Origin of the sequence: Shewanella sp. ECSMB14102 (genome assembly GCF_000813075.1) — a bacterium.
In the GTDB taxonomy this organism is placed as follows: Bacteria; Pseudomonadota; Gammaproteobacteria; order Enterobacterales; family Shewanellaceae; genus Shewanella; species Shewanella indica.
The window spans coordinates 74,359-97,874 of sequence record NZ_JWGX01000025.1 but is presented as its reverse complement, the minus strand read 5'-3'; the positions used below and the strand labels follow the sequence as shown (position 1 = coordinate 97,874).

Annotated in this window: 17 protein-coding genes; 6 read left to right on the top strand and 11 right to left on the bottom strand. The window is 50.8% G+C overall.

Annotated elements, in window-relative coordinates; all coding sequences use genetic code 11:
- A partial coding sequence (locus RC73_RS21135) for a hypothetical protein (protein WP_235369989.1) occupies positions 1–208 on the top strand: 208 nt, incomplete at its 5' end.
- An 88-nt stretch (positions 209–296) separates the two neighbouring features.
- A complete protein-coding gene (rlmM, locus tag RC73_RS09550) occupies positions 297–1,379 on the top strand; it encodes a 23S rRNA (cytidine(2498)-2'-O)-methyltransferase RlmM (protein WP_039034410.1) in 1,083 nt (360 codons plus the stop codon).
- 107 nt (positions 1,380–1,486) lie between these two features.
- Here the strand turns inward: rlmM and RC73_RS09545 are convergent, their stop codons facing one another.
- The gene (locus RC73_RS09545) at positions 1,487–1,795 is read right to left on the bottom strand and encodes a hypothetical protein (protein ID WP_039034409.1); all 309 of its coding nucleotides are present in this window, start codon (positions 1,793–1,795) and stop codon (positions 1,487–1,489) included.
- 266 nt (positions 1,796–2,061) lie between these two features.
- Between RC73_RS09545 and RC73_RS09540 the strand changes: the two genes are divergently transcribed.
- The gene (locus RC73_RS09540) at positions 2,062–3,315 is read left to right on the top strand and encodes a valine--pyruvate transaminase (protein ID WP_039034408.1); all 1,254 of its coding nucleotides are present in this window, start codon (positions 2,062–2,064) and stop codon (positions 3,313–3,315) included.
- Between the two features lie 431 nt (positions 3,316–3,746).
- Here the strand turns inward: RC73_RS09540 and RC73_RS09535 are convergent, their stop codons facing one another.
- The 3 genes from RC73_RS09535 to RC73_RS09520 form a co-directional block, all read right to left on the bottom strand.
- On the bottom strand, positions 3,747–4,127 hold the full coding sequence (locus tag RC73_RS09535; protein ID WP_039034407.1) for a hypothetical protein: 381 nt from the start codon (positions 4,125–4,127) through the stop codon (positions 3,747–3,749).
- Between the two features lie 1,482 nt (positions 4,128–5,609).
- The gene (locus RC73_RS09525; protein WP_039034405.1) at positions 5,610–6,626 is read right to left on the bottom strand and encodes an IS110 family transposase; all 1,017 of its coding nucleotides are present in this window, start codon (positions 6,624–6,626) and stop codon (positions 5,610–5,612) included.
- 732 nt (positions 6,627–7,358) lie between these two features.
- Positions 7,359–8,366 (bottom strand): isocitrate dehydrogenase, encoded by a 1,008-nt coding sequence (locus RC73_RS09520; RefSeq protein WP_025011991.1) that lies wholly within the window; start codon positions 8,364–8,366, stop codon positions 7,359–7,361.
- A gap of 256 nt (positions 8,367–8,622) precedes the next feature.
- Between RC73_RS09520 and RC73_RS09515 the strand changes: the two genes are divergently transcribed.
- A complete protein-coding gene (locus RC73_RS09515) occupies positions 8,623–11,487 on the top strand; it encodes a prolyl oligopeptidase family serine peptidase (RefSeq protein WP_039034404.1) in 2,865 nt (954 codons plus the stop codon).
- Positions 11,488–11,662: 175 nt separating this feature from the next.
- Here the strand turns inward: RC73_RS09515 and RC73_RS09510 are convergent, their stop codons facing one another.
- From RC73_RS09510 to RC73_RS09480, 6 genes are all read right to left on the bottom strand, one after another.
- Positions 11,663–12,082, bottom strand: a complete 420-nt coding sequence (locus RC73_RS09510; protein ID WP_052248114.1) for a DUF3192 domain-containing protein — start codon at positions 12,080–12,082, stop codon at positions 11,663–11,665.
- Between the two features lie 584 nt (positions 12,083–12,666).
- Positions 12,667–13,083, bottom strand: a complete 417-nt coding sequence (locus RC73_RS09500) for a DUF3192 domain-containing protein (protein WP_039034403.1) — start codon at positions 13,081–13,083, stop codon at positions 12,667–12,669.
- A 42-nt stretch (positions 13,084–13,125) separates the two neighbouring features.
- Positions 13,126–13,887: a flap endonuclease Xni gene (gene xni / locus RC73_RS09495; protein ID WP_039034402.1), complete on the bottom strand. Its 762-nt coding sequence runs from the start codon at positions 13,885–13,887 to the stop codon at positions 13,126–13,128.
- On the bottom strand, positions 13,884–15,239 hold the full coding sequence (gene ppnN / locus RC73_RS09490) for a nucleotide 5'-monophosphate nucleosidase PpnN (protein ID WP_039034401.1): 1,356 nt from the start codon (positions 15,237–15,239) through the stop codon (positions 13,884–13,886). Before ppnN ends, xni begins: the two co-directional genes overlap by 4 nt.
- A 35-nt stretch (positions 15,240–15,274) precedes the next feature.
- Positions 15,275–16,831 (bottom strand): GGDEF domain-containing protein, encoded by a 1,557-nt coding sequence (locus RC73_RS09485; RefSeq protein WP_039034400.1) that lies wholly within the window; start codon positions 16,829–16,831, stop codon positions 15,275–15,277.
- Positions 16,832–16,990: 159 nt separating this feature from the next.
- Positions 16,991–19,138, bottom strand: coding sequence for a tetratricopeptide repeat protein (locus RC73_RS09480; protein ID WP_039034399.1), 2,148 nt, complete (start codon positions 19,136–19,138; stop codon positions 16,991–16,993).
- A 128-nt stretch (positions 19,139–19,266) separates the two neighbouring features.
- Here RC73_RS09480 and RC73_RS09475 point away from each other — a divergent pair, with 128 nt between their 5' ends.
- The gene (locus RC73_RS09475) at positions 19,267–21,081 is read left to right on the top strand and encodes a M61 family metallopeptidase (protein WP_039034398.1); all 1,815 of its coding nucleotides are present in this window, start codon (positions 19,267–19,269) and stop codon (positions 21,079–21,081) included.
- A gap of 206 nt (positions 21,082–21,287) precedes the next feature.
- Here RC73_RS09475 and rdgC read toward each other — a convergent pair whose 3' ends face one another.
- Entirely contained in the window at positions 21,288–22,199 is a 912-nt protein-coding gene (rdgC, locus tag RC73_RS09470) for a recombination-associated protein RdgC (RefSeq protein WP_025889123.1), read from the bottom strand.
- Between the two features lie 292 nt (positions 22,200–22,491).
- On the opposite strand from rdgC, the gene RC73_RS09465 reads away from it, so the two are divergent.
- Positions 22,492–23,424: a porin gene (locus RC73_RS09465; RefSeq protein ID WP_039034397.1), complete on the top strand. Its 933-nt coding sequence runs from the start codon at positions 22,492–22,494 to the stop codon at positions 23,422–23,424.
- The last annotated feature ends 92 nt before the right edge of the window (positions 23,425–23,516 follow it).

The following is a 23,516-nucleotide window of genomic DNA, read 5'->3' as shown; positions in this document are numbered from 1 at the left end:
TATCCTGTTAATCACAAGGCAGCTCCGCTTAAGTGAACTACGTTGCCCTGATGGCGGGTGTTTTGTTGTAATGCCATTTCGTTTACTTGATTCAGCTTGGGAGTTGGCTTTGGTAAAGAGTCGTGTGCCGGCATCAAGTTCGGCCGTATTTGAATACCTGATCAAGATTAATGCTGGTTTAAAGTCCAACAAGGAATGGAATAACTAACCTGCGATGGGAAAAGGCTTCTGATATACTTGCTGCCTTCGCCAGTTGCCGGAGGCTTTCCGGTAAGATTCACTGTTTGGAAATACCAATGAACAACCTGTTTCTGTTTTGTCGTGCCGGCTATGAAAAAGAGTGCGCGGCCGAGATCCAAAATCGGGCGGCACTGCTCAATGTCGGTGGTTTCGTCAAGGCCAACAACAACGATGCCTATGTGATCTTTCAATGTTTTGCCGAAGGGGAAGCCGACACTCTGGCACAGGAACTGGCGCTGGACTCATTGATCTTTGCCCGGCAGATGTTTGTTTGCGGCGATCTGCTCAGCGACCTGCCTCCGGAAGACAGGGTAGGGCCAATTACCGCCGCGCTTGAAGATGTTAGCAAGGGCGGTGAGCTCAGGGTCGAAACTCCGGATACCAACGAAGCCAAAGAGCTGCTGACCTTCTGCCGCAAGTTTACTGTGCCGCTGCGTCAGTCGCTGAAACAGAGTGGTACTCTGCTGGCCAAGGAAAACCCCAAGCGGCCGATAATCCATGTGTGCTTTGTGGCACCGGGCAAGGCGTTTGCCGGTTATTCCTACAGCCATAACTCGTCACCGTTTTTTATGGGGATCCCCAGGCTCAAGTTTCCCGCCGATGCGCCCAGCCGCTCGACTTTGAAACTGGATGAGGCCTTTAATCACTTTATTCCCGAGCCGCAGCGGGAGGAACGTTTACGCAGCGGTCTCAACGCCGTGGATCTCGGCGCCTGTCCCGGCGGCTGGACCTATCAGTTGGTGCGCCGCGGCATGTTTGTATCGGCCGTCGACAACGGCCCCATGGATGCAGGTTTGATGGAAACCGGCCAGGTGACTCACTTCCAGGCCGATGGTTTCCGTTTTGAGCCCAAGCGCAAGAACATCTATTGGCTGGTGTGTGACATGGTGGAAAAGCCGGCCAGGGTGGCCGAGCTGATGGAAGCCTGGGCCATCAATGGCTGGTTTAAAGAGGCTATCTTTAACCTGAAACTGCCGATGAAGAGCCGTTACAAAGAGGTGAGCACCATATTGGAAAATATGCAGGCCATTCTCAAAGAAAACGGCATCACAGAGTTTAAGCTGGCTTGTAAACACCTCTACCACGACAGGGATGAAGTGACAGTGCACCTGTGGCTGCGACCCAACTCGCCTTGGTGAGTTGGGGAGGGGGCGAACAAGTCCCATGTGTGCTCTGCGTCGGCTTATGGGCTTGGATGCAAGGCGTGGTTCGCACCTTCCTTGCCCCAAGCTGGCCTTGATGCTTTTCAGCTCAAGGCCATATGCTGCAGCACGGCATCCGGAATGTCATATTGGCCGCAAACCCACTCAAGATTGCTATCGATAAAGCCGAGTAGCTCCCGGGTCAACATCAGGTTATAAACGGCATCGGCCACCACACTGATGTATTCCGCTTTCTTTCTCGGTGACAGGTGATGGTGGCGCCGGTAATCCTGCAATGCCTGTTCCAGCTTCTTGCCGGCAACGCCCAGGGAACCGGCTTGCTCCCGCATCAATTCCTGCTCTAACAGACTCTGCTGTTGCTGCTTTAGTTCACTCAGTTTTGAGGCTGACACCCGCTGCTCCTCTGGCTGCTTCTCCTGTTTTTAAGTGTGTGCCCCAGATAATGGATCAACAAGTCGGTGTCGGCGAAATGTTCGCTGGCGCACAAAAATCTACTCTCAAAAGACCATGTAACTCTTACTCGGGGCGTTTGTAGTCATTTAAGCTTGGAAAATATTGAGTTGTATCACGCAACTAAAAAACTTTTAAGGTGTAATCCGCCGCGGTTCCTGTTACTAAATAAGTTCTGTTTCTTGATATGAGTCTGCGGATAGAAGTAATGCAGTTTTCCAAGTTTGGCGACAAGTTTAACCGTTATACAGGTATCACCCAGTTGATGGATGATCTCAACGAAGGGCTACGCACTCCGGGGGCGATTATGCTGGGGGGCGGTAACCCGGCGGCCATCCCCTCCATGCTCGACTATTTTACCGAGCTCAATGCCGATATGCTGGCCAAGGGCGAGTTGCTCGCGGCCATGACCAACTATGATGGCCCGCAGGGAAAAGATGCCTTTCTCAATGCCTTGGCCAAGCTGCTTAACGATACCTACGGTTGGTCGCTGACCAAAAACAATATCAGCCTCACCAACGGCAGCCAGAGCTCGTTTTTCGCGCTGTTCAACCTGTTTGCCGGTACCACTGCCGAGGGGCAAAAACGCAAGATCTTACTGCCGCTGGCCCCTGAGTATATCGGCTACAGTGATGCCGGTCTGGAAGATGAACTGTTTCGTACCTTCAAACCGGAAATTACCAAGCTGGATGGCGGCTTGTTCAAGTACCACATCGACTTTGAAAGGCTTAAAGTCGATGCCGATATCGGCGCCATTTGTGTTTCACGACCGACCAATCCCACAGGCAATGTGCTGACCGATGAAGAGGTGGATAAGCTGGATAAGCTGGCAAGAGCGCACGGGATCCCGCTGATCCTCGACTGCGCCTACGGCTCACCTTTCCCCAATATTCTGTTTGAGGATGTGACTCCTTTCTGGAATGACAACACTGTGTTGTGCATGAGTCTCTCCAAGCTGGGGCTGCCTGGACTGCGCTGCGGCATAGTGATAGCCAACGAAGCCATCACCCAGGCGCTGACCAATATCAACGGTATTATCTCACTGGCACCGGGCAGCATGGGCCCGGCGATGGCGACAGAGATGATAGCCCGTGGTGATATGCTGCGGCTCGGTAATGAAGTGGTGCGGCCTTTCTATCTGCAGCGGGCGCAGCAAACCGTGGCCATGCTGCAACAGGCTCTGCCGGACCCCAGGTTCAGAATTCATAAACCCGAGGGCGCGATTTTCCTCTGGCTCTGGTTTGAAGGCCTGCCCATCAGTGCCATGGAACTTTATCGACGCCTGAAAGCCAGGGGCGTGTTGGTGGTGCCCGGAGAGTACTTCTTCTTCGGACTGGCCGAAGAGTGGCCACACGCCGGTGAGTGTATTCGGATGAACTATGTGCAACAACCTGAATTGATGCGCCGCGGCATTGAAATCATCGCCGAAGAAGTCAATAAGGCTTGGGCACAGCTTGGTTAAAACCAAGGCTACTATCGCAGAGTTGCTTGCTGTGAATTTTAAGCAACTCTGCTGTAGCATTGTGAATTGCCACTGATTTCCTAGACACCTTTTAGTTAGATAAACTAGCTAATTGTCAGAAGCTGTTTAGCTGAATCCCCGAGGCTCCAAGATATTTATCTCCAATTGAACTTTGTTCGAACTCCATCGTGCCTGAAATTCGATTTTTTGCACTCATTTCAATAACCGAGCACCCCTCAAAAGGCTTGAAAGATTATTTTCTCTCAGTGAAAACATCAGTGTTTCTGTGAGTCAGGCAACTAGAGCCTTCACTCAGCTAATAATGGGTGTCTTTGTTACTTCTCGCTTGTTAAAGGGCAAAATTTGGTTGGCTATAATCTTGAGCGGAGCGAAATCAGCCAACTGAATTTTGTCCACTATTCAACAGCTTGTTAGTTGCGTTTTGCAAACTGCCACCAATCCCTATTTGCATAGAAAATCCAACTCAAATTTTTAGGAACCACATATAGGAATAGGATATCAGTGGAACTCTGAAATCTATCAAAGCTTTCCCAGTTCAATTCAAATTCAGCGTTTAACCTCTTAGTTAAGCCTGTACTTGTGTATGTTCTTTCAAACGTCTCAAACGCATAAACAGAGATATTATTTGAATGCTCAGAGGTGGAAATGAACACTGCATCAAATTGCTCTTTAGATAACCAATTATGGTCGTCTGAGTTAAATCCTTTAGTAACCAACCAGTCATTATCAATTAGGTTAATTTCATGGTCATCATCCAAAACTAAAATGCTTTTCAAATTATCGAAATTCATTTGGATACCAGTAAGCAACTAACGCCTGGGCTAAGCCGCCAGTACGGAGCGCAGCGCAGTACCGGTCGGCTTGAGCCCCTTGTTAAACGGACTTTCCTCGGCTTCTCGCCCAAAACACAAGCCAAAACAAAACGCTTACGATCAGATAGGGCGCTACCACCCAGTACAGAACGTACTGAACCTCATATAGGTTGATCTCTGAAAAAATGTCTTGCCAACCCAATATAGCTACAAGACAAAAAGCCCAAATCGGAGCCGGGAAAACCAAATATCCTAAAATCACCAACCCTGGTGAAAAAAACAAACCAGTGATCAGAGCGCGCACTATCAGCTCCTTTCCGCTTGGCCTGTATTCCGTCCTCGATGACTTCAAAAATCGAGCTCCAGTCCACAAGCTAAAAATCCAAATTAAGCTGACGATTATTGCGAAGGTCATAATTTGGGCTCGTTTAACAGCTGTATAGTACGCATGCGCGTTTTAGTCCTCGGAGGAGTGTAAACGCGCATCGCTATCTGTTTGTATTAGCTGGATATAATAGAGTTTAGCCCTAATATCCCTTGCAGCTAAACGCGCATGCGCGGTTTCTAAACCTATTATCTACCTGCTGTATTTTTTAACGTTATGAATTTAATAGTATTTCCTGCAATGTTACGGAAATAACGCGCAAGCTTAGCTGCAAATTCCCGGCATTTTGTCCAGAACGTCAATAATACTGTATAAAAATCAGTTCTGAGGTGCTTGTCATGAGCGCTTCAAGCCCTGCAACTAAGGGCCTTAAAACCAATGACCCTACAACCCAAGCCCTACAAAAAACGTTAAGTAAAGCCATGGCTACCGCACGGGTCCAAACTCTGTTCGTCCCTACATTCCGTTGAAAACGGAAAAGTGCTGCTTTCGGTCTTAAGCTTAAGAAAGTGCTAAAGCTAAGCGTTTGAATTGGTTATACAATACCCAGTACTGAATTTGAAAACAATTAGCCAAAGGTCAAGTTTTGACAAAGGCAACAAAACCCTGATTTGGGTTGTTTTTACAACAGAATTGACTGGGTTTGAAACCCAAAGCGACACGACTTTAGGTCGTTGGCACAGCGGCTATCATAGCTTCCAGCTAAAAGTTCCTAAATTAGTACTGGCCGAGCTTCCGGCCACGGTGTAGCCAATCACCTGCGGTGCGCCTTTCGCACAGGCGATCCTGTGACACGGCGTGAATACATATATGGACCCATCCCGTTTGCAAGACATTTGATTTCAATTTGAGAAGAGTTCATTGCACCCATATATTCGGCCTGTTACTGAGTTAAATCTCTGGCCCTGATGGATATGTGCTTCTACTTTCCTCATCATCCTTGCGGCTTCACGATGAGCCTATGGATTCAACAGGTTTTAAGTAGAACAGTCTGACTGTCTCATCATCAAATCAATTGTCACCGCAACTTGGTGATAGGTTGGCATTATCTTACTTCACAACCTGATTTATAAGCTTCATGTCGCCGGCCGATACGTTTCTTCTTTGGCCGCTATGACCCAGGCAATTCTGGCAAGCTTGTTGGCTACTGCAACGCAGGCGCGATTAAAGCCTCGACGCTCCACGAGGGCCTTCGCCCACAGGCTGAGCTTATCGGTTTTGTGCTCGCAGTGACGCAAAATGGACCTGGCACCATGAATGAACAAGGTTCGTAGATAGGCATTGCCTCGCTTACTGATCCCCAGCAGATTATCCTTGCCGCCACTGCTGTGCTGCCTGGGCACCAGACCGCACCAAGCTGAAAAATGGCGGCCATTGTGAAATGCCTTCCCCTCCCCAACAGCGGCATAAAATGCCGTCGCAGTGACAGGACCAACCCCCAAGACGGTGCCTAATCGTTGGCAGATAGGATTATCAGCATTTTCCTGCAATACCTGCTTTTCACACCCTTTCAGCCTGTTCTCAAGTTCGACAAACTCATTATACAGTCCATGGAAAATCGCTCGACCTTTGGCTGTGAGTGCATTCTCACCGTCTTCCAAAATGTCGGGCAATTGACTGCGAAAGGCCGTTTTTCCCTTTGCCAGCACGATGCCATATTCGGCCAACATGCCTCGAACCTGATTCACCAAGGCGGTGGTTTGCTGTGTGAGTCGCTCACGAACCCTGTGCAACATCTGCACATCTTGTTGTTCGATAGATTTGGCGGGCACGAAGCGCATGTTTGGTCGCTGAGCCGCCTCCGCTATGGCAAGGGCATCGTTGTAGTCATTTTTATTTCCCTGCCGATAGGGAATGACATATTGAGGAGGGATCAACTTAACCTGATGACCAAGGGCAGTAATTTCCCTGTTCCAATAGTGAGCGCCACCACAGGCTTCAATCGCGACCAGGCAAGGTTCCAACTTAGCGAAAAAACCGAGTACTTCTTTTCGTTTAAGCATTTTCTTGCGCACCAGCTTACCTGCTTTGTTGACCGCAACAGCGTGGAACACCAACTTTGCGATATCCAAACCGATGGTTGTAATCTTCATAGTGGACCCATCCTCTTTCCAGATGACTTTCAACAACTTCATCGTGGCCCATTGCGAGGCCGGTTAAAAGGGGATGGGTCCATTCCATTATCCTTGTAGCCTCGACGAAAACGTCCCTGTTTTCGACGGTCACAGTTTCGCCTGTGCCTGGAAATGAGGTGTATGTCTGTAGAAATATTGGCAATTTTAAGCAACGTTATTTTTGCAGAATTGCACCAATTCCCCCTTCGGAGCCGCCGCTGGCGTTGTTGCAAATTGGCGTAGCCGAGACAGGGATGTCGAGGCTCGAAGGTCGAGCAAGGCGAATGTTGCGAAGCAACAAGTTCATGAGCGCGAGCCAAGGAAGGCGAGCTGGCCGTTATGCATGGATGCATTTGGCGAGTCCTGAGTGTAGCCAATTTGCTTCATAAGCCAGTGGGGATTTCGGCTACGTCGGGGTGTCCTTGGGGATGCAAGGGGCTTTGGACAAGCAAAGTCCCTTGCCCGGTGTGGTTTGGCGAGTTGCGTAGCAACGTGCTTCGAGCGAGAGCCAGGGATGGCGAACTGGCTGTTGTGCATGGATGCACTTGCTCCACGACTTTAACCCGCTGGCACAGCGGCTATCATAGCTTCCAGCTAAAAGTCGCTAATTGGGCCTCCGGCGACGGATGTTTCCCATTGCCTGCCAACGCAGACATAAAAAAGGATGACCTTGGGTCATCCTTTTTAGCAACTTACTGAGTTGATATTAGATCAGAGTCTATCCAGTACCGCTTGGGTGAAGTCTGTGGTGCCATGGGTACCACCGAGATCGCGGGTAGTGCGGTCGCCTTCTTCGATAACCGCAGAAACGGCGGCGCGAATGGCGGCGGCTTTATCTGACATACCCAAGTATTCCAGCATCTGGATAGATGCCAGGATCACTGAAGTTGGGTTCGCCAGGTTTTTGCCGGCAATATCTGGGGCACTGCCATGAACCGCTTCAAAGATAGCGGCGTTGCTGCCGATGTTGGCGCCCGGGGCCATACCCAGACCACCCACCAGACCGGCGCAGAGATCAGACAAAATGTCACCGAACAGGTTGGTGGTGACTATCACGTCGAAGTTTTCCGGGTTCATCACCAGCTTCATACAAGTGGCGTCAACAATCATCTCTTCGGTAGTAATGTCCGGATAACGCTGGCTGACTTCACGGGCCACTTTCAGGAACAGGCCTGAAGTTGACTTCATGATGTTGGCCTTGTGGACTATGGTCACCTTCTTGCGACCTTCCTTGCGAGCCAGTTCATAGGCGAAGGTAGCAATCTGCTCGGCACCCTGACGGGTAATGATACTGGTGGCTTCGGCAATGGCACCGTCTTCAGACAGCTTTTGTCCCAGGCCTGAGTACATACCTTCAGTGTTTTCACGCACTGTAATGATGTCTATGTTCTCATATCTGGCTTGGGTGCCCTTGAAGGAAAGCACAGGCCGCACGTTGGCGTACAGGCTGAACTTCTTACGCAGGGTTACGTTGATGGAGGTGAAGCCTTCGCCAACAGGGGTTGTCAGTGGGCCTTTGAGAGTGATACGGTTCTTCTCGATGAGATCCAGCGTGCGCTGAGGCAGGAGCTCACCGTGTTTTTCCAGAGCAGTCAGACCGGCATCGGCAAATTCATATTCAAAGTCGCACCCCGCCTTATCGAGAATTTTAAGGGCTGAGTCGATAATGCTGGGGCCGATCCCATCACCAGGGATCACGGTAATAGTTCTTTTTGACATGGAGAGGTCCTTCCACGGTTGGTCGTTACTGCTATTTATCAGACCATGTCATCGACACGGTTTTCGACTGAGGATCTTGTACTTTAGAACGCCGCTATTCTATACACTTTCAACGCGTTTTCACAGGGAATAGTGAGCAATATCACGCTTTTTTGTGTGGGTTAGCTTGCTAAAGAGCAGGTGCCTGACCATGATGGAACGCCAATAAAATAATAAAGTCTACTTTAGTCTAACAACAATGAAGAAGAGGACGATCTTGAAGTTAACGCCCTTAGCCTCGCTGCTGTTGCTGTCAGCCGGTTTCGCGACCGCTGTCAGTGCCCAGAGCAGCCCCTCACTGACCCTCAAGGATATAATGCAGTTTGAGTCGATTACCGATCAGGTTCTCGACCCACAAGGCAAGGTGCTGGCCTACAGTGTCGCGCCGGATCGCGGCGACAGCCGTGGTGTGGTCAAGTCACTGGCCAATACCAAGGTTTATGATGTCGCCGGTGGCTCCAAGCCGCAGTTGTCAGCCGATGGCCGTTACACTGCCTTTACTCTGGCGCCTTCGCTGCTCGAATCGGAAAAGCTTGCCCCCAAGGCGCGCAAGAAGCTGAAAAAAGGCTTGTTGCTGCTGGATAACACCACAGGTGAGCAGCGCCGCTTTGAGCGGGTCAAGTCTTATGCCTTCAGCGAAGACGGCACTTTGCTGGCTATCTGGTATGAAGCCGATGAAGAAAGCAAAGAGAGCGCAGAGCCAAACGGCATTGATGCCAAAGAGGCTTCAGCCCAAGCAGCCACTCAAGCAACCACTCAAGCATCCGCCTCTGAGGCTCCAGTAGCCAAAACGCCGAAACTGGATGCCGGTAGCCGTTTCGAGCTGTTGTCGCTGGCAAGCGGTAAGTCACAGCGTTTCGAGCATGTGACCGCCTGGCAACTGGCTTATAACGGCAGCGTGCTGGCACTGGCGCAAAACGACAGTGCCAGTAATAGCCACAGCATCTCTGTGCTAGATACCCGCAGCTTTGAACTCAAATCGGTCAGCAGCCAAGCCGACAAGCAGTTTGGCGCCCTGGCACTGAGCCGTGATGGCCGCTATCTTGCCTATACCCGAGGTGATGCGGCGCTGGATGCGAATGAGCGCCCCTATGCCTTGTCTCTCTACGACAGAGAGTCGGGTAAACTGAGCCAGATATTGCCGAGTAAAGGTGACAGCAAGGGTTGGCTCATTAATCGCCATGCCAAGCTGAGCTTTTCGGCCGACGGTGAGCGGCTGTTCTTCGGTCGGGTGCCCGAGATAAGCAAGCAGCTGCAAATCCCTAAGGTGGAGCAGAGCAGCGACCTGTACGACACCGCGCTGGTCAGTGCCCAGCGGGATCTACGCCTCTGGCACGGGGATGATCCGCTGATCAAGCCCAACGAAGTCAAACAGTATGAAAAAGAGCAGAGCCGCACCTATCTGGCTGTGCTGCATCTTGGCTCGCGCAACCTGGTGCAACTGGCCGACCGCAAGGTGCCGGACATTGAGCTGAGCGAACACAAGCGGGTGCTGCTGGGGAGCTCGGATATTCCCTATCGCAAGATGATCACCTGGGCCGGTTTCTACCGGGATTTTTATCTGGTGGATATCAATACAGGTCACAAGACCCGGGTATTGACCCAACAGCCAAGCAACAGTGCGCCAACCCTGTCACCGGCAGGTAAATACCTGGCCTTTTATCAGCAGGGCGGCATCTATCTCTATGATGTGGCCAGCGGTCGCAAGCATAACCTCAGCAGCGAGCTCAAGGTTAGCTTCGCCGACGAAGATCATGATTATCCATCTGCGGCGCCCGGCTATGGCTTCGGCCCTTGGCTCGAGGATGACTCAGGCCTGCTGGTGTACGACAAATACGATATCTGGCAATTTGATACCCGCTCCCACGACGGCTTTATGCTGACAGGCGGCGAGGGCCGCAAGCAGCAGTTAAGTCTGCGTATCGAAGCTCTGGCCCAGCCAGACAAGGCTTATCCGGCCACAGTGGCGCGCAATCAGGCTGTGTTGCTGCAGGGCTATAGCCACAAGACCAAGGCCGACGGTTTTTACCGTGCGGTTATCGGCCGGGCTCAGCTGACGCCGCTGCTTGCCAACGACAACAAGCTGTCTGTGCTGGCCAGGGCCGACAAGGGTGATACCTTGCTGTTCAGTCAGGAGCGTTATGACAGCTATCCGGATCTCTACAGCTCGGCTTTGCTTGAACCGGCCAAGGCGGTCAAACAAACCGATTTCGATGCCCAGCGCCGCAAACTGCCCTGGGGCAAGTCAGAGCTGGTGCACTGGCGCAACGGTGATGGCCGTGAAATGGACGGCGTGCTAATCAAGCCTGCCAACTATCAAAGTGGCAAGCGTTATCCTGTATTGGTGTATTTCTACCGCTTTATGAGCGATCGCCTGCACGCCTTTCCGGACATGAAAATCAATCACAGGCCCAACTTTGCCTGGTATGCCGCCGATGATTACGTCATCTTCCTGCCGGATATTCGCTTTGAAGTCGGCTATCCCGGTATCAGTTCTGTTAAGGCGTTGACCGCCGGAGTACAGAAGCTTATCGACATGGGGATTGCCGATCCGGATGCAGTGGGTATTCAGGGCCACTCCTGGGGTGGTTACCAGACAGCCTTTGCCGTGACCCAGACCAATATCTTCAAGGCCGCAGTCAGTGGTGCGCCGGTAAGCAATATGACCAGTGCCTACAGCGGCATACGTCACGGCACCGGCCTTGCCCGTCAGTTCCAGTATGAAACCGGCCAGAGCCGTATCGGTGAAAGTTTGATGCGCGCGCCGCAGAAATACATAGAAAACTCCCCTGTGTTTTATGTCGACCGCATTCAAACGCCGATGATGATTATGTTCGGTGACAAAGACGATGCCGTGCCTTGGGAGCAAGGGGTTGAACTGTACCTGGCAATGCGCCGCGCCGGAAAAGATGTGGTCTTGCTGCAGTATCAGGACGAGCCGCACCATTTGAAGAAGTATCCCAACAAGCTGGATTACAGTGTGCGGATGAAAGACTGGTTCGATCATTACCTCAAGGGTGCCAAGGCCCCCGAGTGGCTTGAAAAGGGCGAAGCCTATCGCGAGCCCAAGGCGGAAGACTGAACTTTCTTGCTGGCAAAATAACTCACAGAGGCGGCCTAATTGGTCGCCTTTTTTTATAGGGTAGGGGCTGGCGATGTGGAGGGGATTCTTCAGTCGGTTCTGGATGTAAAGTGTTGTTTTTCGTGAGAGGGAAGGAGGGTGTTCAATATTCTGTGTCAGCCTGTCATAGCTGCCGTTATTCGGGTTGAGCTGGGGCCTTGGGTAGCACTTGCTGCGGCGAATGTTGCTGCAGATATTGCTGGTAAGTGTCTTCGCCCCAGGCCAGCAGTTGACCATCTTCGAATAACAGTGGGGTGCATTCATCTTTGGTGGTCTTACCGTCTGATTTACTGTGATGGGTGCGGTAGAAGAGGACCTGCAGTGAATGACCATAGGTTTGCTTGGCTTCGCTGAAGTCGGCTTTGCCCAGGGTTTGGGTGACTTCTGCCTGTGTTTGCCCCAGTTGCAGCTCGGAGATCATAGACTGGTTATAGGTTTGCCTGTCTTCCCAGCTCATGTCTTCCGGCTTTGGCTCGTAGAAGATAATGACCACGGCAACAAAGGCCAGGTAGGCGAGAAAGATGCTGCCGATAACGAGAGGTGCCTTATTTTTCATATTGTTATTCCGTTTTATTGCTCAATCTGGGTTTACTCAAGAGCAAGACAGTTCACTTTGTATTGAGTGGTATAAGATACTCGCGACAGTATTAGTGTAAACAGTGTGTTTGTAATATGTTTTGTTTGTGGGTGTCTTCTTTAGATTGAAAATAGGCATAGAGCACTTCAGCAATGCTATCCAGTTCGTCTCTTGTACCTATGTCTATCTCGGCATACAGATCTTCATCTGGCTTGTAGGGTTTTTAATACGCTCAACCCCGAACGGCTCTATTGAAGAGAGGATGTCGGCGAAAGGTTTAGCAAAGAACAGGCGAGGGCACTGGGCAAAATCCACCACCAGATCTGGCCCCAATTCCATTGGGCGTTGGGGGCTTTTATCAGCCAGTTCTGTTCCAGATAGAATTAGCGGCGGTGGAAAATCAGCTAGTCATTCATATTTGTTTACGTCATTAAACTGTTTGGCCGGGAATGCAGCATATCCGTTGGAAGAGGATTGTTAAAAATAATGAGCAGCCAATAAGGCTGCCAAGGGTTTAGGCGTTTAGAGCGTTTGCACTCAAGCCGATATTTAAGCCCGGTTCGCTATTTCTGTGTCTGTTTGGGGTTGGTCTGCAGGGGCTGTATATGTTGCTGCAGATATTGCTGATAAGTGTCTTCGCCCCAGGCCTGGAGTCGGCCATCTTTAAACAATAGTGGGGTGCACTCGTCTTTGGTGGTCTTGCCGTCTGATTTGACATGCTGGGTGCGGTAGAAGAGCACTTGCAACGACTGACCATGGGTTTGCATCGCTTCGCTGAAATCGGCTTTGCCCAGGGTTTCAATGGTTTGTTCCAGTGTCTGCCCCAGTTGTAATTCAGTGACCTTGGACAGGTTATAGGCTTGCCTGTCTTCCCAGCTCATCTCTTCGGGTTTTGGTTCATAGAAGAGGATGACCACGGCAACAAAGAGCAGATAGGCGACAAAGATGCTGCCGATAATCACAGGGGCTTTACCTTTCATACGGTTTTTCCATTTTATTGCTTAATTTGAGCGTTGAGAGTCTTAGCTTTCTTTGACTCTATACTGGTTCAAGCGAATATTAAGTTCGAGATCGGTGCGTAGTTTTGCCAAGCGATAGCTGAGGCGCGCCATCTCCTTGCCCTCGGTTAATTTCTTGGCTTGTTTGGCTCCCAGAGTATCGAGCGCATTGTAGACATTGGCCAGAGTGCGAAAGCTTCTGAGCAGTTCACCGGCCGTCTTGGGACCTATTCCCTGAATGCCGGGGATCTTATTACCGCTGTCGCCGCTGAGGGCCATAAAGTCCAGCAACTGGCTCTGCTCTATACCGAGTTTCTGCTCCAGTGCGGCAATATCCATGGCAGCGCCATTGAAATGATCCCACAGCAGTAAACGCGGTAACCTCAGCTGGCAAAAGCCCTTGTCGGTAGAGACAATAATCGCTTCACCACCGCGCAGGCACAACTTGCTGGCCAAGGTGGCGATAACATCATCGGCTTCCGATAGCGCATTGATGGAGCCGATGCCCGCTTCGGCCAGTGCCAGTTTCAGTGCCGGCAGGCCATCGGCCAAGGCTTGGGGCATAGGTTTGCGGCCTTTTTTGTAATCCGGATACAGGCGTTTGCGCCAGGATTCTTCATCGCCGTCCCAGACTATGGCCACGTGGGTGGGGCTGTGCTGGCGAATAAGCTTCTGGCAGGCATTGCGGCTGCGCTCGGTCAGCCCTTGCATGTCGGCTTCATCCGGCTGCGCCGCATGCAGGCGGCGCACCAGATTCATGCCATCGATAATCAGCAGTCGGTTCATTTCATTATTTGATAACAGGGAACATAGGCGGTGCCAGGTAACTTCATTCTTTGCTGGCTGACAAAGGCGCCCAGTAATTTATCCATCAAGGCCATCAGCTCGGGGTCGCCCTTGAGCTTGAATGGACCATGATGCTCGATGTTTTTCATGGTTTCGGCTTTGACGTTGCCCGCCACTATGCCGGAAAACGCCTTGCGTAAGTTGGCCGCCAGCTCAGCCTTGTTGCTCTGGAAGTGCAGGTTGAGGTTTTCCATCACTTCATGGGTGGGTACAAAGGGCAACTGGAATTCCGGCTCGATTTTGAGGCTCCATTGGTATTGGTAGGCATCACCGGTTTGCTTGCGGTGACGTTTAACCTCTTCCATTCCGGCACGCATGATACGCGCGACCTGGGGGGCGTCGTCTATGATGATTTGGTATTTCTGCTGCGCCTGCTCGCCAAGGGTGGCGCCGATAAAGGCATCGATTTCGCGGAAGTAGGCTTCGCTTTCTCTGGGGCCGGAGAGCACCAGCGGGAAGGGAATATCGGCATTTTCGCGGTTGAGCAAAATACCAAGCAGGTAGAGTAGTTCTTCTGCGGTGCCGGCACCGCCGGGGAAAATGACTATGCCGTGCCCCAGACGAACAAAGGCCTCCAGACGTTTTTCAATATCCGGCAGAATCACCAGTTCATTGACTATCTGGTTGGGCGGCTCGGCGGCGATAATGCTCGGCTCGGTCAGGCCTATGTAACGGGCGTTATGAATACGCTGCTTGGCGTGGCCGATTGCGGCGCCCTTCATTGGCCCCTTCATGGCACCTGGGCCACAGCCGGTACAGATATCCAGCATTCTTAGCCCCAACTGGTAGCCTACTTCTTTGGTGTATTTGTATTCGGTATCGTTTATCGAGTGGCCGCCCCAGCAGACCACCACATTGGGATCCTGCATCGGGGTAATGGCTCTGGCGTTTCTCAGAATGTCGAACACCACGTTGGTGATGTGGCTGGCATTGGTGAGGTTGATGTGTTTCAGACCATCGTACTTGTTGCTGACATAGATGATGTCCCTTAGCACGGCAAACAGATGTTCCTGAATGCCGACAATTATCTGCTCATCGACAAAGGCGCTGGCCGGCGGGTTGACCAGCTCCAACTTGATACCACGCTCCCGGCGCAGCACATTGATTTCAAAGTCCTGGAATTGTTCAAACAGTTCTTTGGCATTATCAGTCTGCTGCCCCGAGGCCAAAACGGCTAAAGAGCAGTTGCGGTAGAGTTGGTAAAGGTCACTCTTGGCACTCTGTTTGAGGCGGTCTGCCTCCAGTTGCGACAGTTGGTCCATACTGCCGCGGGGACTGATCCTGACTATCATGACGACTCCTTGAGCTGAAACCGGAGTCATTGCTGTCAATCTATAATGACTCTGTCACGGCTTTCATGTTTGGCTTTGTAGAGGGCCGCATCGGCACGTTCGAAGGTTTCCTGGATGTGTTCGCCATCCAATATCTGCGCGGCCCCTATGGATACTGTAACTGTAATACGCTGATTTTTAAATTTAAAAGGAATATTTTTAATTTTTTCGCGCACCCTGTTCAATAGTTGTTCTATATCCTTGGGGGAAACATCCGGAATGATGAGAACAAACTCCTCACCGCCGTAACGGGCAACAAACTCAGTATCACGCAGGGAGTTCTTCAACGCCATGGCGATAACCTGCAGTGTTTTGTCACCTGTGGTATGACCAAAGCTATCGTTGATGGATTTGAAGTGATCTATGTCGGCTACCGCCAGCCACAGGGGCTGTTTATTGCGCTGGAAGTGGCGGTATTCCTGCTCCATCCGCTCCTCCATGGCTGCACGGTTGGGCAGTTGGGTGAGGGTATCGAGCATGTTGAGCTTTTGCTGTTCAAACAGCCTTTCTTTATAGGTGGTGGCTTCGCTGGAGAGGTCGTTCAGTTCTTTACGCATAATCTCTATCGACTTGCGTAGCAAGGCTTGCTCTCTCTGCTCCAGCGCTTCTTTACGGGCGAGGCTGGCACGAATGGTGGCCAGTTGTTCGCTGATCTGTTGTTTTAGCTCGGTGATGTCATCAATATCTACCAGTGATGCGCCAACATTGTCTACCTGGGCGTTGAGCTCGCGATTCAGTTGGTTCTTGAGCTGATGGCTGCGCTGGGACTGATTGTAAGAATCGCTGACCACTTCCCGTACGGCACTCAGGGCATCGTTGAGGGCAAACAGAAACTCCTGCGAGGCGGTTTTTTCGCGGGCAATGTTGTCCAGCAGCAGTGAGAGTATCGTTTGATAGGCTTCCAGCAGAGCCTCGACATCTATCTCGCTCGAGGCCAACAGCTCTTTGATCACCAAAACCTGATCACGCTGATCTTTGCGAAACTCTATATTGGATATCATCTGCGCCAATTCATGGCCAAGCTGCCTGTGTTTAGGCAAGACAGCAATGGGAGATTCAGATTCAAATTGGCTTTCGAGCAGTTGCTCATAAAAGCCCACCAGTTGCTCGACCTTTGGAATATAGTCCCAGACGGTATGAAAAGGTTTGCCCAGCTCCTGCTTGAAATAGCTGACCTCTTTCTTGAGGCGTTCGGGCATGGAGTCGACTCGTTGCAATTGACGGCTGAATTTGCTCAGACTGGAGCGGCCTTCTTCGAGTTGACCCATCACATGATGGTACTGTCCCTTGAGTAGACGTTCGACATCGACCAGATCCGGCAGGACATCATTAATACGTTCATAGGTTCCCAGGTTATGCCTAAGCTTGGCCAGTTTGTTGTCAAGCTCCAGACTTTGTCCCTTACAGGCCAGACTGAGATGACCAATAAATTGCAGTAACGCCTGCAGTTTGGCATTTCTGTCTTCATTCATTTCATCCAACGCGGCTTTGGTAGAGTGCAATTTCTGTTTCAGTACACCCAGTTGCGACACCGTTGCGTTTGAGTCCTTCATTCCTGTTATTTTCCTTCGATGCGCGATCGAATCAATCGTCGGGTCATGAGAGGCTTGATTTCTTATGACGCCGGTTCCAGACACTTCTAAATGGTATCGCAATCCGGCCGGAGTGCAAATCTGCCATCTAGTTGTTGAGACAAAGTTTTGTCGTTTAGATCAAATTATTGACACATGTTCGCTTCTGGACGGTTGGAGTACCTCCGGCCAGTGGATCTTATCTTTCTCACCATTGGTTTCTACTCTTATCAGGCCACGGATAATGCTCTTTTGCAGTTGCAGATAGAGCGGAGCTGAGAAGATGGCGGCTGGCGTGAAGTCCAGAGTACTGAAACCGACATAGCTACCTTGGTTATTCTGCAAACTGATGGCACCGGCAAGGGCTAGCTGTGCAGTTTCAACCAGGGTTTCAGGTGACAATTTAACATCCGGGTTAGCCAATAATGGCAGCGGAATATACCCCAGGGCCAATTTGGGGGCCAGCCCCTGGAATTGCCAGTCGCTAAGTTGACGGTAAAGCTGTGCCGGTCTGGTTTCTTCGGTAAGAGTCAGGGCAAATAGGCCGGGTCTGAGCAGAAATACCTTGGCACCTGTGATAGCGGCAATATCTTCAGCCAGTTGCGCGAGTCTTGGCGCCGCCAGGCTGTTGCCCAAGGTGAGGTCGCTGTTGAGCTCATTCTCAAGAGATAGTAGCGCCAGTCCCTTGGTTTTACTCGAAATATTGCCAAGCAGAGCGCGATAACCGGGCAGGCCAGTTATGGGTTCCAGCTGCATTTTCGTTTTCAGGGCCTGGTTGGTTTTTGCCATACGTTTACGCAATTTATATTGCTGCATCGTCAGTGCCAGCAACAGTAGACTGCACCCCAAGCTGACCACCAGCAAGATATTACGGGTATGCAATGAATCTTGTTGTTGTAGCTTTTCCTGCCTGAGTTGACTTACTTCCAACTTCAATTTTTGCTCTGTGACAGCAGAGGAGCTGACATCCGAGTTGGCATTCCGTTCTTGTTCCAGCAGCTGTTGTTGTAGTTGGAGGCTTTGCTCCTGAGAGAGCAGCGCCTGTTGATATTGTCCCAGCGCCTTGTAAGCATAGGTTTGATGACCCAGAGCTTCAATCTGCTCTTGTGGTAACGCCAATAATTTAGCCAGTCGCAGTGCTTCTGTGGCGTGCTGCATAGTTAAAGGCCAATCCTCTATGGCGCGCGTTACTTCAGCTATCAGCATCTCATTGTAAACAAGGTAATGATTGCTTTTTCTGTCTTTGAATATTGCGTTGGCCTGAAACAGGTAATCGAGGGCGACTTGATGGTCGTTCAAATTGAAGTAAGCTTCTCCCAGGTTGTGGAAGTTTAACCCCTGGGCGATAAAGTTTTTTAGCTCGGCATCAAGCTGCTGGGCATTGAGGTAGTAGTCTATTGCTTTATTCCATTCGCCTGTATTGGCATATACCATGGCGATAACCGTCATGGTATGGGATAGAAAAGAGCCTGAACCCATAGCCGTATAGGCATCGGCTGCTCCATGAGCAAACTCCAGAGCCTCGTCCCACTGCTCCATATCCCGATAGAGCTTGGCCAGGTTCAGCTGTAGTAGCGCCTTCTGATTGGGATGGTTATAACGGCTGGCCAAGCGGAAAGCTTCGGTGTAGTGCTGCAGCGACTTGGTCTGCTGATCGTTCACATTATAGTATTTGCCCAACGCCGCCTCGGCATTGGCTATCAGGTAATCATTTCTTAGTTGGTAGGCGGTATCTCTGAGCTGGTTGTAGGCGTTTAGAGAGGGGATAGGTTGTTTGGCTATCAGGTTCACTGTACCCAAATCTTCATAGATGACATACCTGAGTAATTGACTACGTTTGTCTTCTGCTTCGCCCAACTGCTCGAGTGCTTGTTGGTTGAGTGCGACAGTTTGTTGATACTGTTGATCAACCCGGCCAAGATAACGACCTTCCAAGTTATAGAGAGCTGCTTTTTCATAGTCGCTGCGGGCAATTATCTTTAATAGTTCAATGATTTCCAGTGCCTGTTCCAGCCGGCCCGGAACCAGCACTTGAGCATCCAGATCCAGTCGCGCCAACAGAATAAGCTGGTTTATCAATTGTCCCGATGTATAGCCCAATTCAGATGCGCTGGTCTGAAACTCTTCAAGAGAAAGATATTGCAGTGATTTTGGCATTGAACCGACCACAGTGCTATGGAGTTGCCTGGGCTGCTCTCTGAAATTTATCTCTATATCATCCAATTCATCGGCGTGCGCCAGACCCACAAGCAGCATGGATGCGATGAAGATAACCCTGAAAAAGTACATATATTTGCCTTTGTCCCTTTCTTTGGGGACTTAATTGTTAGCTTTTATTAGCAACGGGTGAGGTGAACTCCCCGAATTGTTATACTCGGCCGATTTTATAACAACAATGACATAAGAAGGAATTACGAGTGAAATCCGCTGTTTTGTCAATCATATCTTACTCTTCCCTACTGACAACTCTGGGCTGGACATCTTCAGCTTTGGCTGACATTGATTATCAGATAAATCTGAAAAGTCCCGAACATCATTTGGCTCAGGTTAATGTTACTTTTCCGCAACATTCCGGGCAACAGCTCAAGGTTAATCTGCCCGTTTGGCGTACCGGCAAGTATCAGGTATTGCCGCTGGCGGACGGGGTTCGTCGTTTTCATGCCTCGGACGAGCAGGGCAATAGCCTGCCTTGGAAACGCAGTGCCAGCGGTGAGTGGACTGTGGCTTTATCCAAGCCGACTGCGGTCACAGTTAGCTATCAGCTCTACGCCAATGAGTTGGGGCAAAGAGTCAGGCATATTGATGCCAGTCATGCGTTTCTGGATGCCAGCGGCGTATTCATGTACAGCCCTGATTTTCGTCAGGAGCCTGTCAAGGTAATACTGGATGTGCCGAGCGATTGGCGCAGTTACTCGGGGATGGCCGCGGGTGATAAGCCCCATTCGTTTGTGGCTGCCAACTATGATGTGTTGGTCGACTCACCGATTGAAACCGGGCTTAGCCAACATCGCGCCTTCAAGGCCGACGGCAAACAGTATGAGCTGGTGGTTTGGGGCGAGGGCAACTATGACCTGGCGCAGATAGAGGCCGATCTGGGTAAGTTGTCCGCTACGGCAGCGGCCATTTGGGACGACTATCCCTTCGAGCGCTATGTTTATATGGTGCACGCCACCTCGGGAGCCCGCGGCGCCACCGAACATTTGAACTCAACCATTATCCAGCTGCCCAGATTCAACTTCCGTGAGCGCCAGGACTATCTGCGTTTCATCAGCACGGCTTCCCATGAATTTATTCATACCTGGAACGTCAAGGCCTATCGCCCGGAGGGACTGGTGCCCTACGACTACCAACAGGAGAATATGACAGAGCTGTTGTGGATGGCGGAAGGTTCTACCAGCTATTTTCAAAACCAGTTGTTGCTGCGTGCCGGGATCATGACGCCTAAAGAGTTTATGGAAGACCTGGCCAAGCGGGTCAATGCCAATCAGCATAAGCCGGGGCGGGAAATTCAGTCGGTGGCCGAAGCCAGCGCCGGTCAATGGGTTAGCACAGGCGGCGATTACGCCATCAACCACAGTGTGAACATCTACTCAGAAGGTTATCTGACTTCGTTGGCACTGGACTTCTCACTGCTGCAGGACACAGATAAAGAGGTGTCCTACCGGGATGTGCACCGAAGTCTCTATCGTGAGCATAAGGTTCCCAAGGGATACAATGTTACGGATGTGAAACGTATTTTGAAAAACTTATCCGGCAAGGATTATGAGCCTTGGTGGCAGAGCCATGTCAATGCCCCCTTGGTGCTGGACTTTGACAAACTGCTGAGTCAGGCAGGGCTTAAGACCGCCTATGGCAAAGACAGTAAGGAGCAGGCCTTTGCCGGTATGACCCTCACTTCCGGCTCTTTGGTGTTGCAGAGTGTTGAGCGCGGTGGTCCGGCTTGGCAGGCGGGCATAGTCGCCGGCGATCAGCTGCTGGCTATCAATGGCTTGAAAGTCAGCGCCGAAGGTTACGCCAAACGTTTGGCCGACTTTGACGCAGGTGATGAGTTGACTGTGACCCTGTTCCACGACGATAAGCTCATAGAGCGGCGTGTGACTCTGGCTTCAGAGCAATCCGGCAAGCTGCAAATTAAGCCCAAGAAAAGCGTCAGCCGCGCCCAGAAAGCCTTCTTCAAGGCTTGGCTCGGTATAGACTGGCCGTTTGACGCTCAGGGTAACTATAAGTCCTGAGTCTGATAAGTCCTGAATCTGATTGTCCAGAAAACGCCGGCGCATCTTCAGGTGTGCCGGCGTTTTTTATGGCGTCTATTTTATATCAGCACAGGGGACTTCTACCTTGGAGCTTGCTGACCAAAGCTGAGGTAGACTCTAATGCCGTTCACACTAAGTGAACGGCATTTACGCCATCAGGCGTCTTTTCTACTTGGAGATAGGGATTACAGGCTATCTTCAACGCCGCCCAGGGCATCGACCAGAGCCAGCATCAGCGCAACCAGTTCGCTGCTCATCAGCTCAAAGTCAGCGTCCAGTTTGGCCAGCGGATCCTCACCGGCAACATCATCGGTGGCGGCGCGGAACTCTTCCGAGAACTTGAGGCGACGCAGTCCGGCATCGGATTGCAGCACAAAGGCGATGGACTGACCGAAGTGCAGTGCCAGTTTATGCACCTGCTTGCCGGTTTCCAGGTGAGCCAGCACTTCCTCTTCGCCGAGATCCTGCTGCTTGAAGCGCACGGTTGCGCCATCATCGGCGGCAGACTTGAGCTCAGCTTCATCCTGAATGGTGAAGGGGGCTGGGGCATTGCCTTGCTTGAGCCATTCGGTCATTTGCACTTCAATCGGTGTCTTGGTGCTCATTGGCACCACTGGCAGGCTGCCGAGTGCCTTACGCAGCAAGGCCAGCAGTTCTTCGGCCTTGGCGGCGCTGGAGCTATCTACCAGGATCAGTTGCTCATCCAGCAGCAACAGCGCCTTGATTTGGCTGCGACGGGAGAAGGCTCTTGGTAACAGTGTGGTAGTGATTTCATCCTTGAGCGCATCTTTCTCTTTCTTGGTCAGCTTACGGTTTTCTTCCTCTTCCAGCAGCGACACTTTTTCTTCCAGCGCTTCCTTGATGACCTGAGAAGGCAGCAACTTCTCCTCTTTGGTGGCACAGATGAGGTGACGGTTATTGGCGCTGTGAACCAGGGTGTGCCCCAGTTTGCCCAAAGCCTTGGAAAAACCGAACTTGCTGATGTCCTGACTGGAGCAGGGAGAAAAGGTGAAACCCTCAAGGGCAGTCTCCAGTGCCTCTATATCGGTAGAAAATGGTTTGTTGAAACGATATACGGTGAGATTTTTAAACCACATGACAGGCGCTCTTTGAAAAATAAAGCCGCAGTGTAAGGCATGAAATCCTCAAGGTAAACCCGCCCCGTTAGCACAGATTTTTCAACCCGGGAAAGATTTAACCAAAATGTCATATGGTGTATTGCTTGTCCCTAGCCCGCGTGGTTAAGGGCTTTTGCCTTTTTTAAGGAGATTCTAAAGGCATAATGAATCTGGCAGGTTAAAAGATGAAATAAAACTGCAACAGACTCGTTGCACACTTTCGCTCGTTCCAAACCAATAACCAAGACGAAGAGAACGTCGAAAGGAATTAATGATGAATGCATTTTGCAAAACACTACTCGCTTCAGCCATAGCTTCAGTCTCTCTGGCCTCTGCCCACGCTGCCGAGCCGCTGACCGTTTACGGCAAGTTGAATGTTACTGTTCAGTCAAATGACGAAGCTGCTGCTGACGATTCTGAAACTGCGGTTCAAAGCAATGCCTCTCGTTTTGGCGTGAAAGGCGAATTCGATCTGGGTAACGATCTGGCTGCATTCTACACAGTGGAATATGAGGTAGATACAGGTAATGATGCCAAAGATAACTTCTTGGCTCGTAATCAGTTTGTTGGTTTGAAAGGTAACTTCGGTGCTGTCTCTGTGGGTCGTAATGACACCATGTTGAAAGTCGCTCAAGGTAAAGTTGACCAGTTCAACGACCTGTCAGGCGACCTCAAGAGCCTGTTCAAGGGTGAAAACCGTATTGAGCAAACTGTAACTTACCTGTCACCTTCATTCGGTGGTTTCAAAGTTGGTGCCACTTATGCTGCTGAAGCTGCCAAGTCACAGGGTGGTGAAGATGGGTTCTCTATTGCTGCCATGTACGGTGACAAGGATCTGAAAAAGAGCGCAGTATTCGCCTCTGTTGCTTATGACTCAGAAGTTAAGGGCTACGATGTCCTGCGCGCCACAGTACAGGCCAAGCTGGCCAACTTCGTTCTGGGGGGTATGTTCCAGCAGGAAGAGAAGTCCGTCGATGGTGACAGCAAGAACGGTTACCTGCTGAGCGCGGCGTACAAGATTGATGCAGTGACTCTGAAAGGTCAGTGGCAGGATATGGAAGATAAGGGTGATTCCTGGTCTATCGGTGCTGACTACAAGCTGGGTAAGCCAACCAAGCTGTTTGCCTTCTACACCAATCGCTCCATGGAAAATGTGGATGATGATGACAAGTACATAGGTGTTGGTCTGGAGCACAAGTTCTAAGTCAGGCCATGATGCATTGAAGGAGAATCTGGGCTCAGTGTTGAGCATTTAAACCAGGATCTTATGGAAAAGCTGAAAATCCGATGACCAGT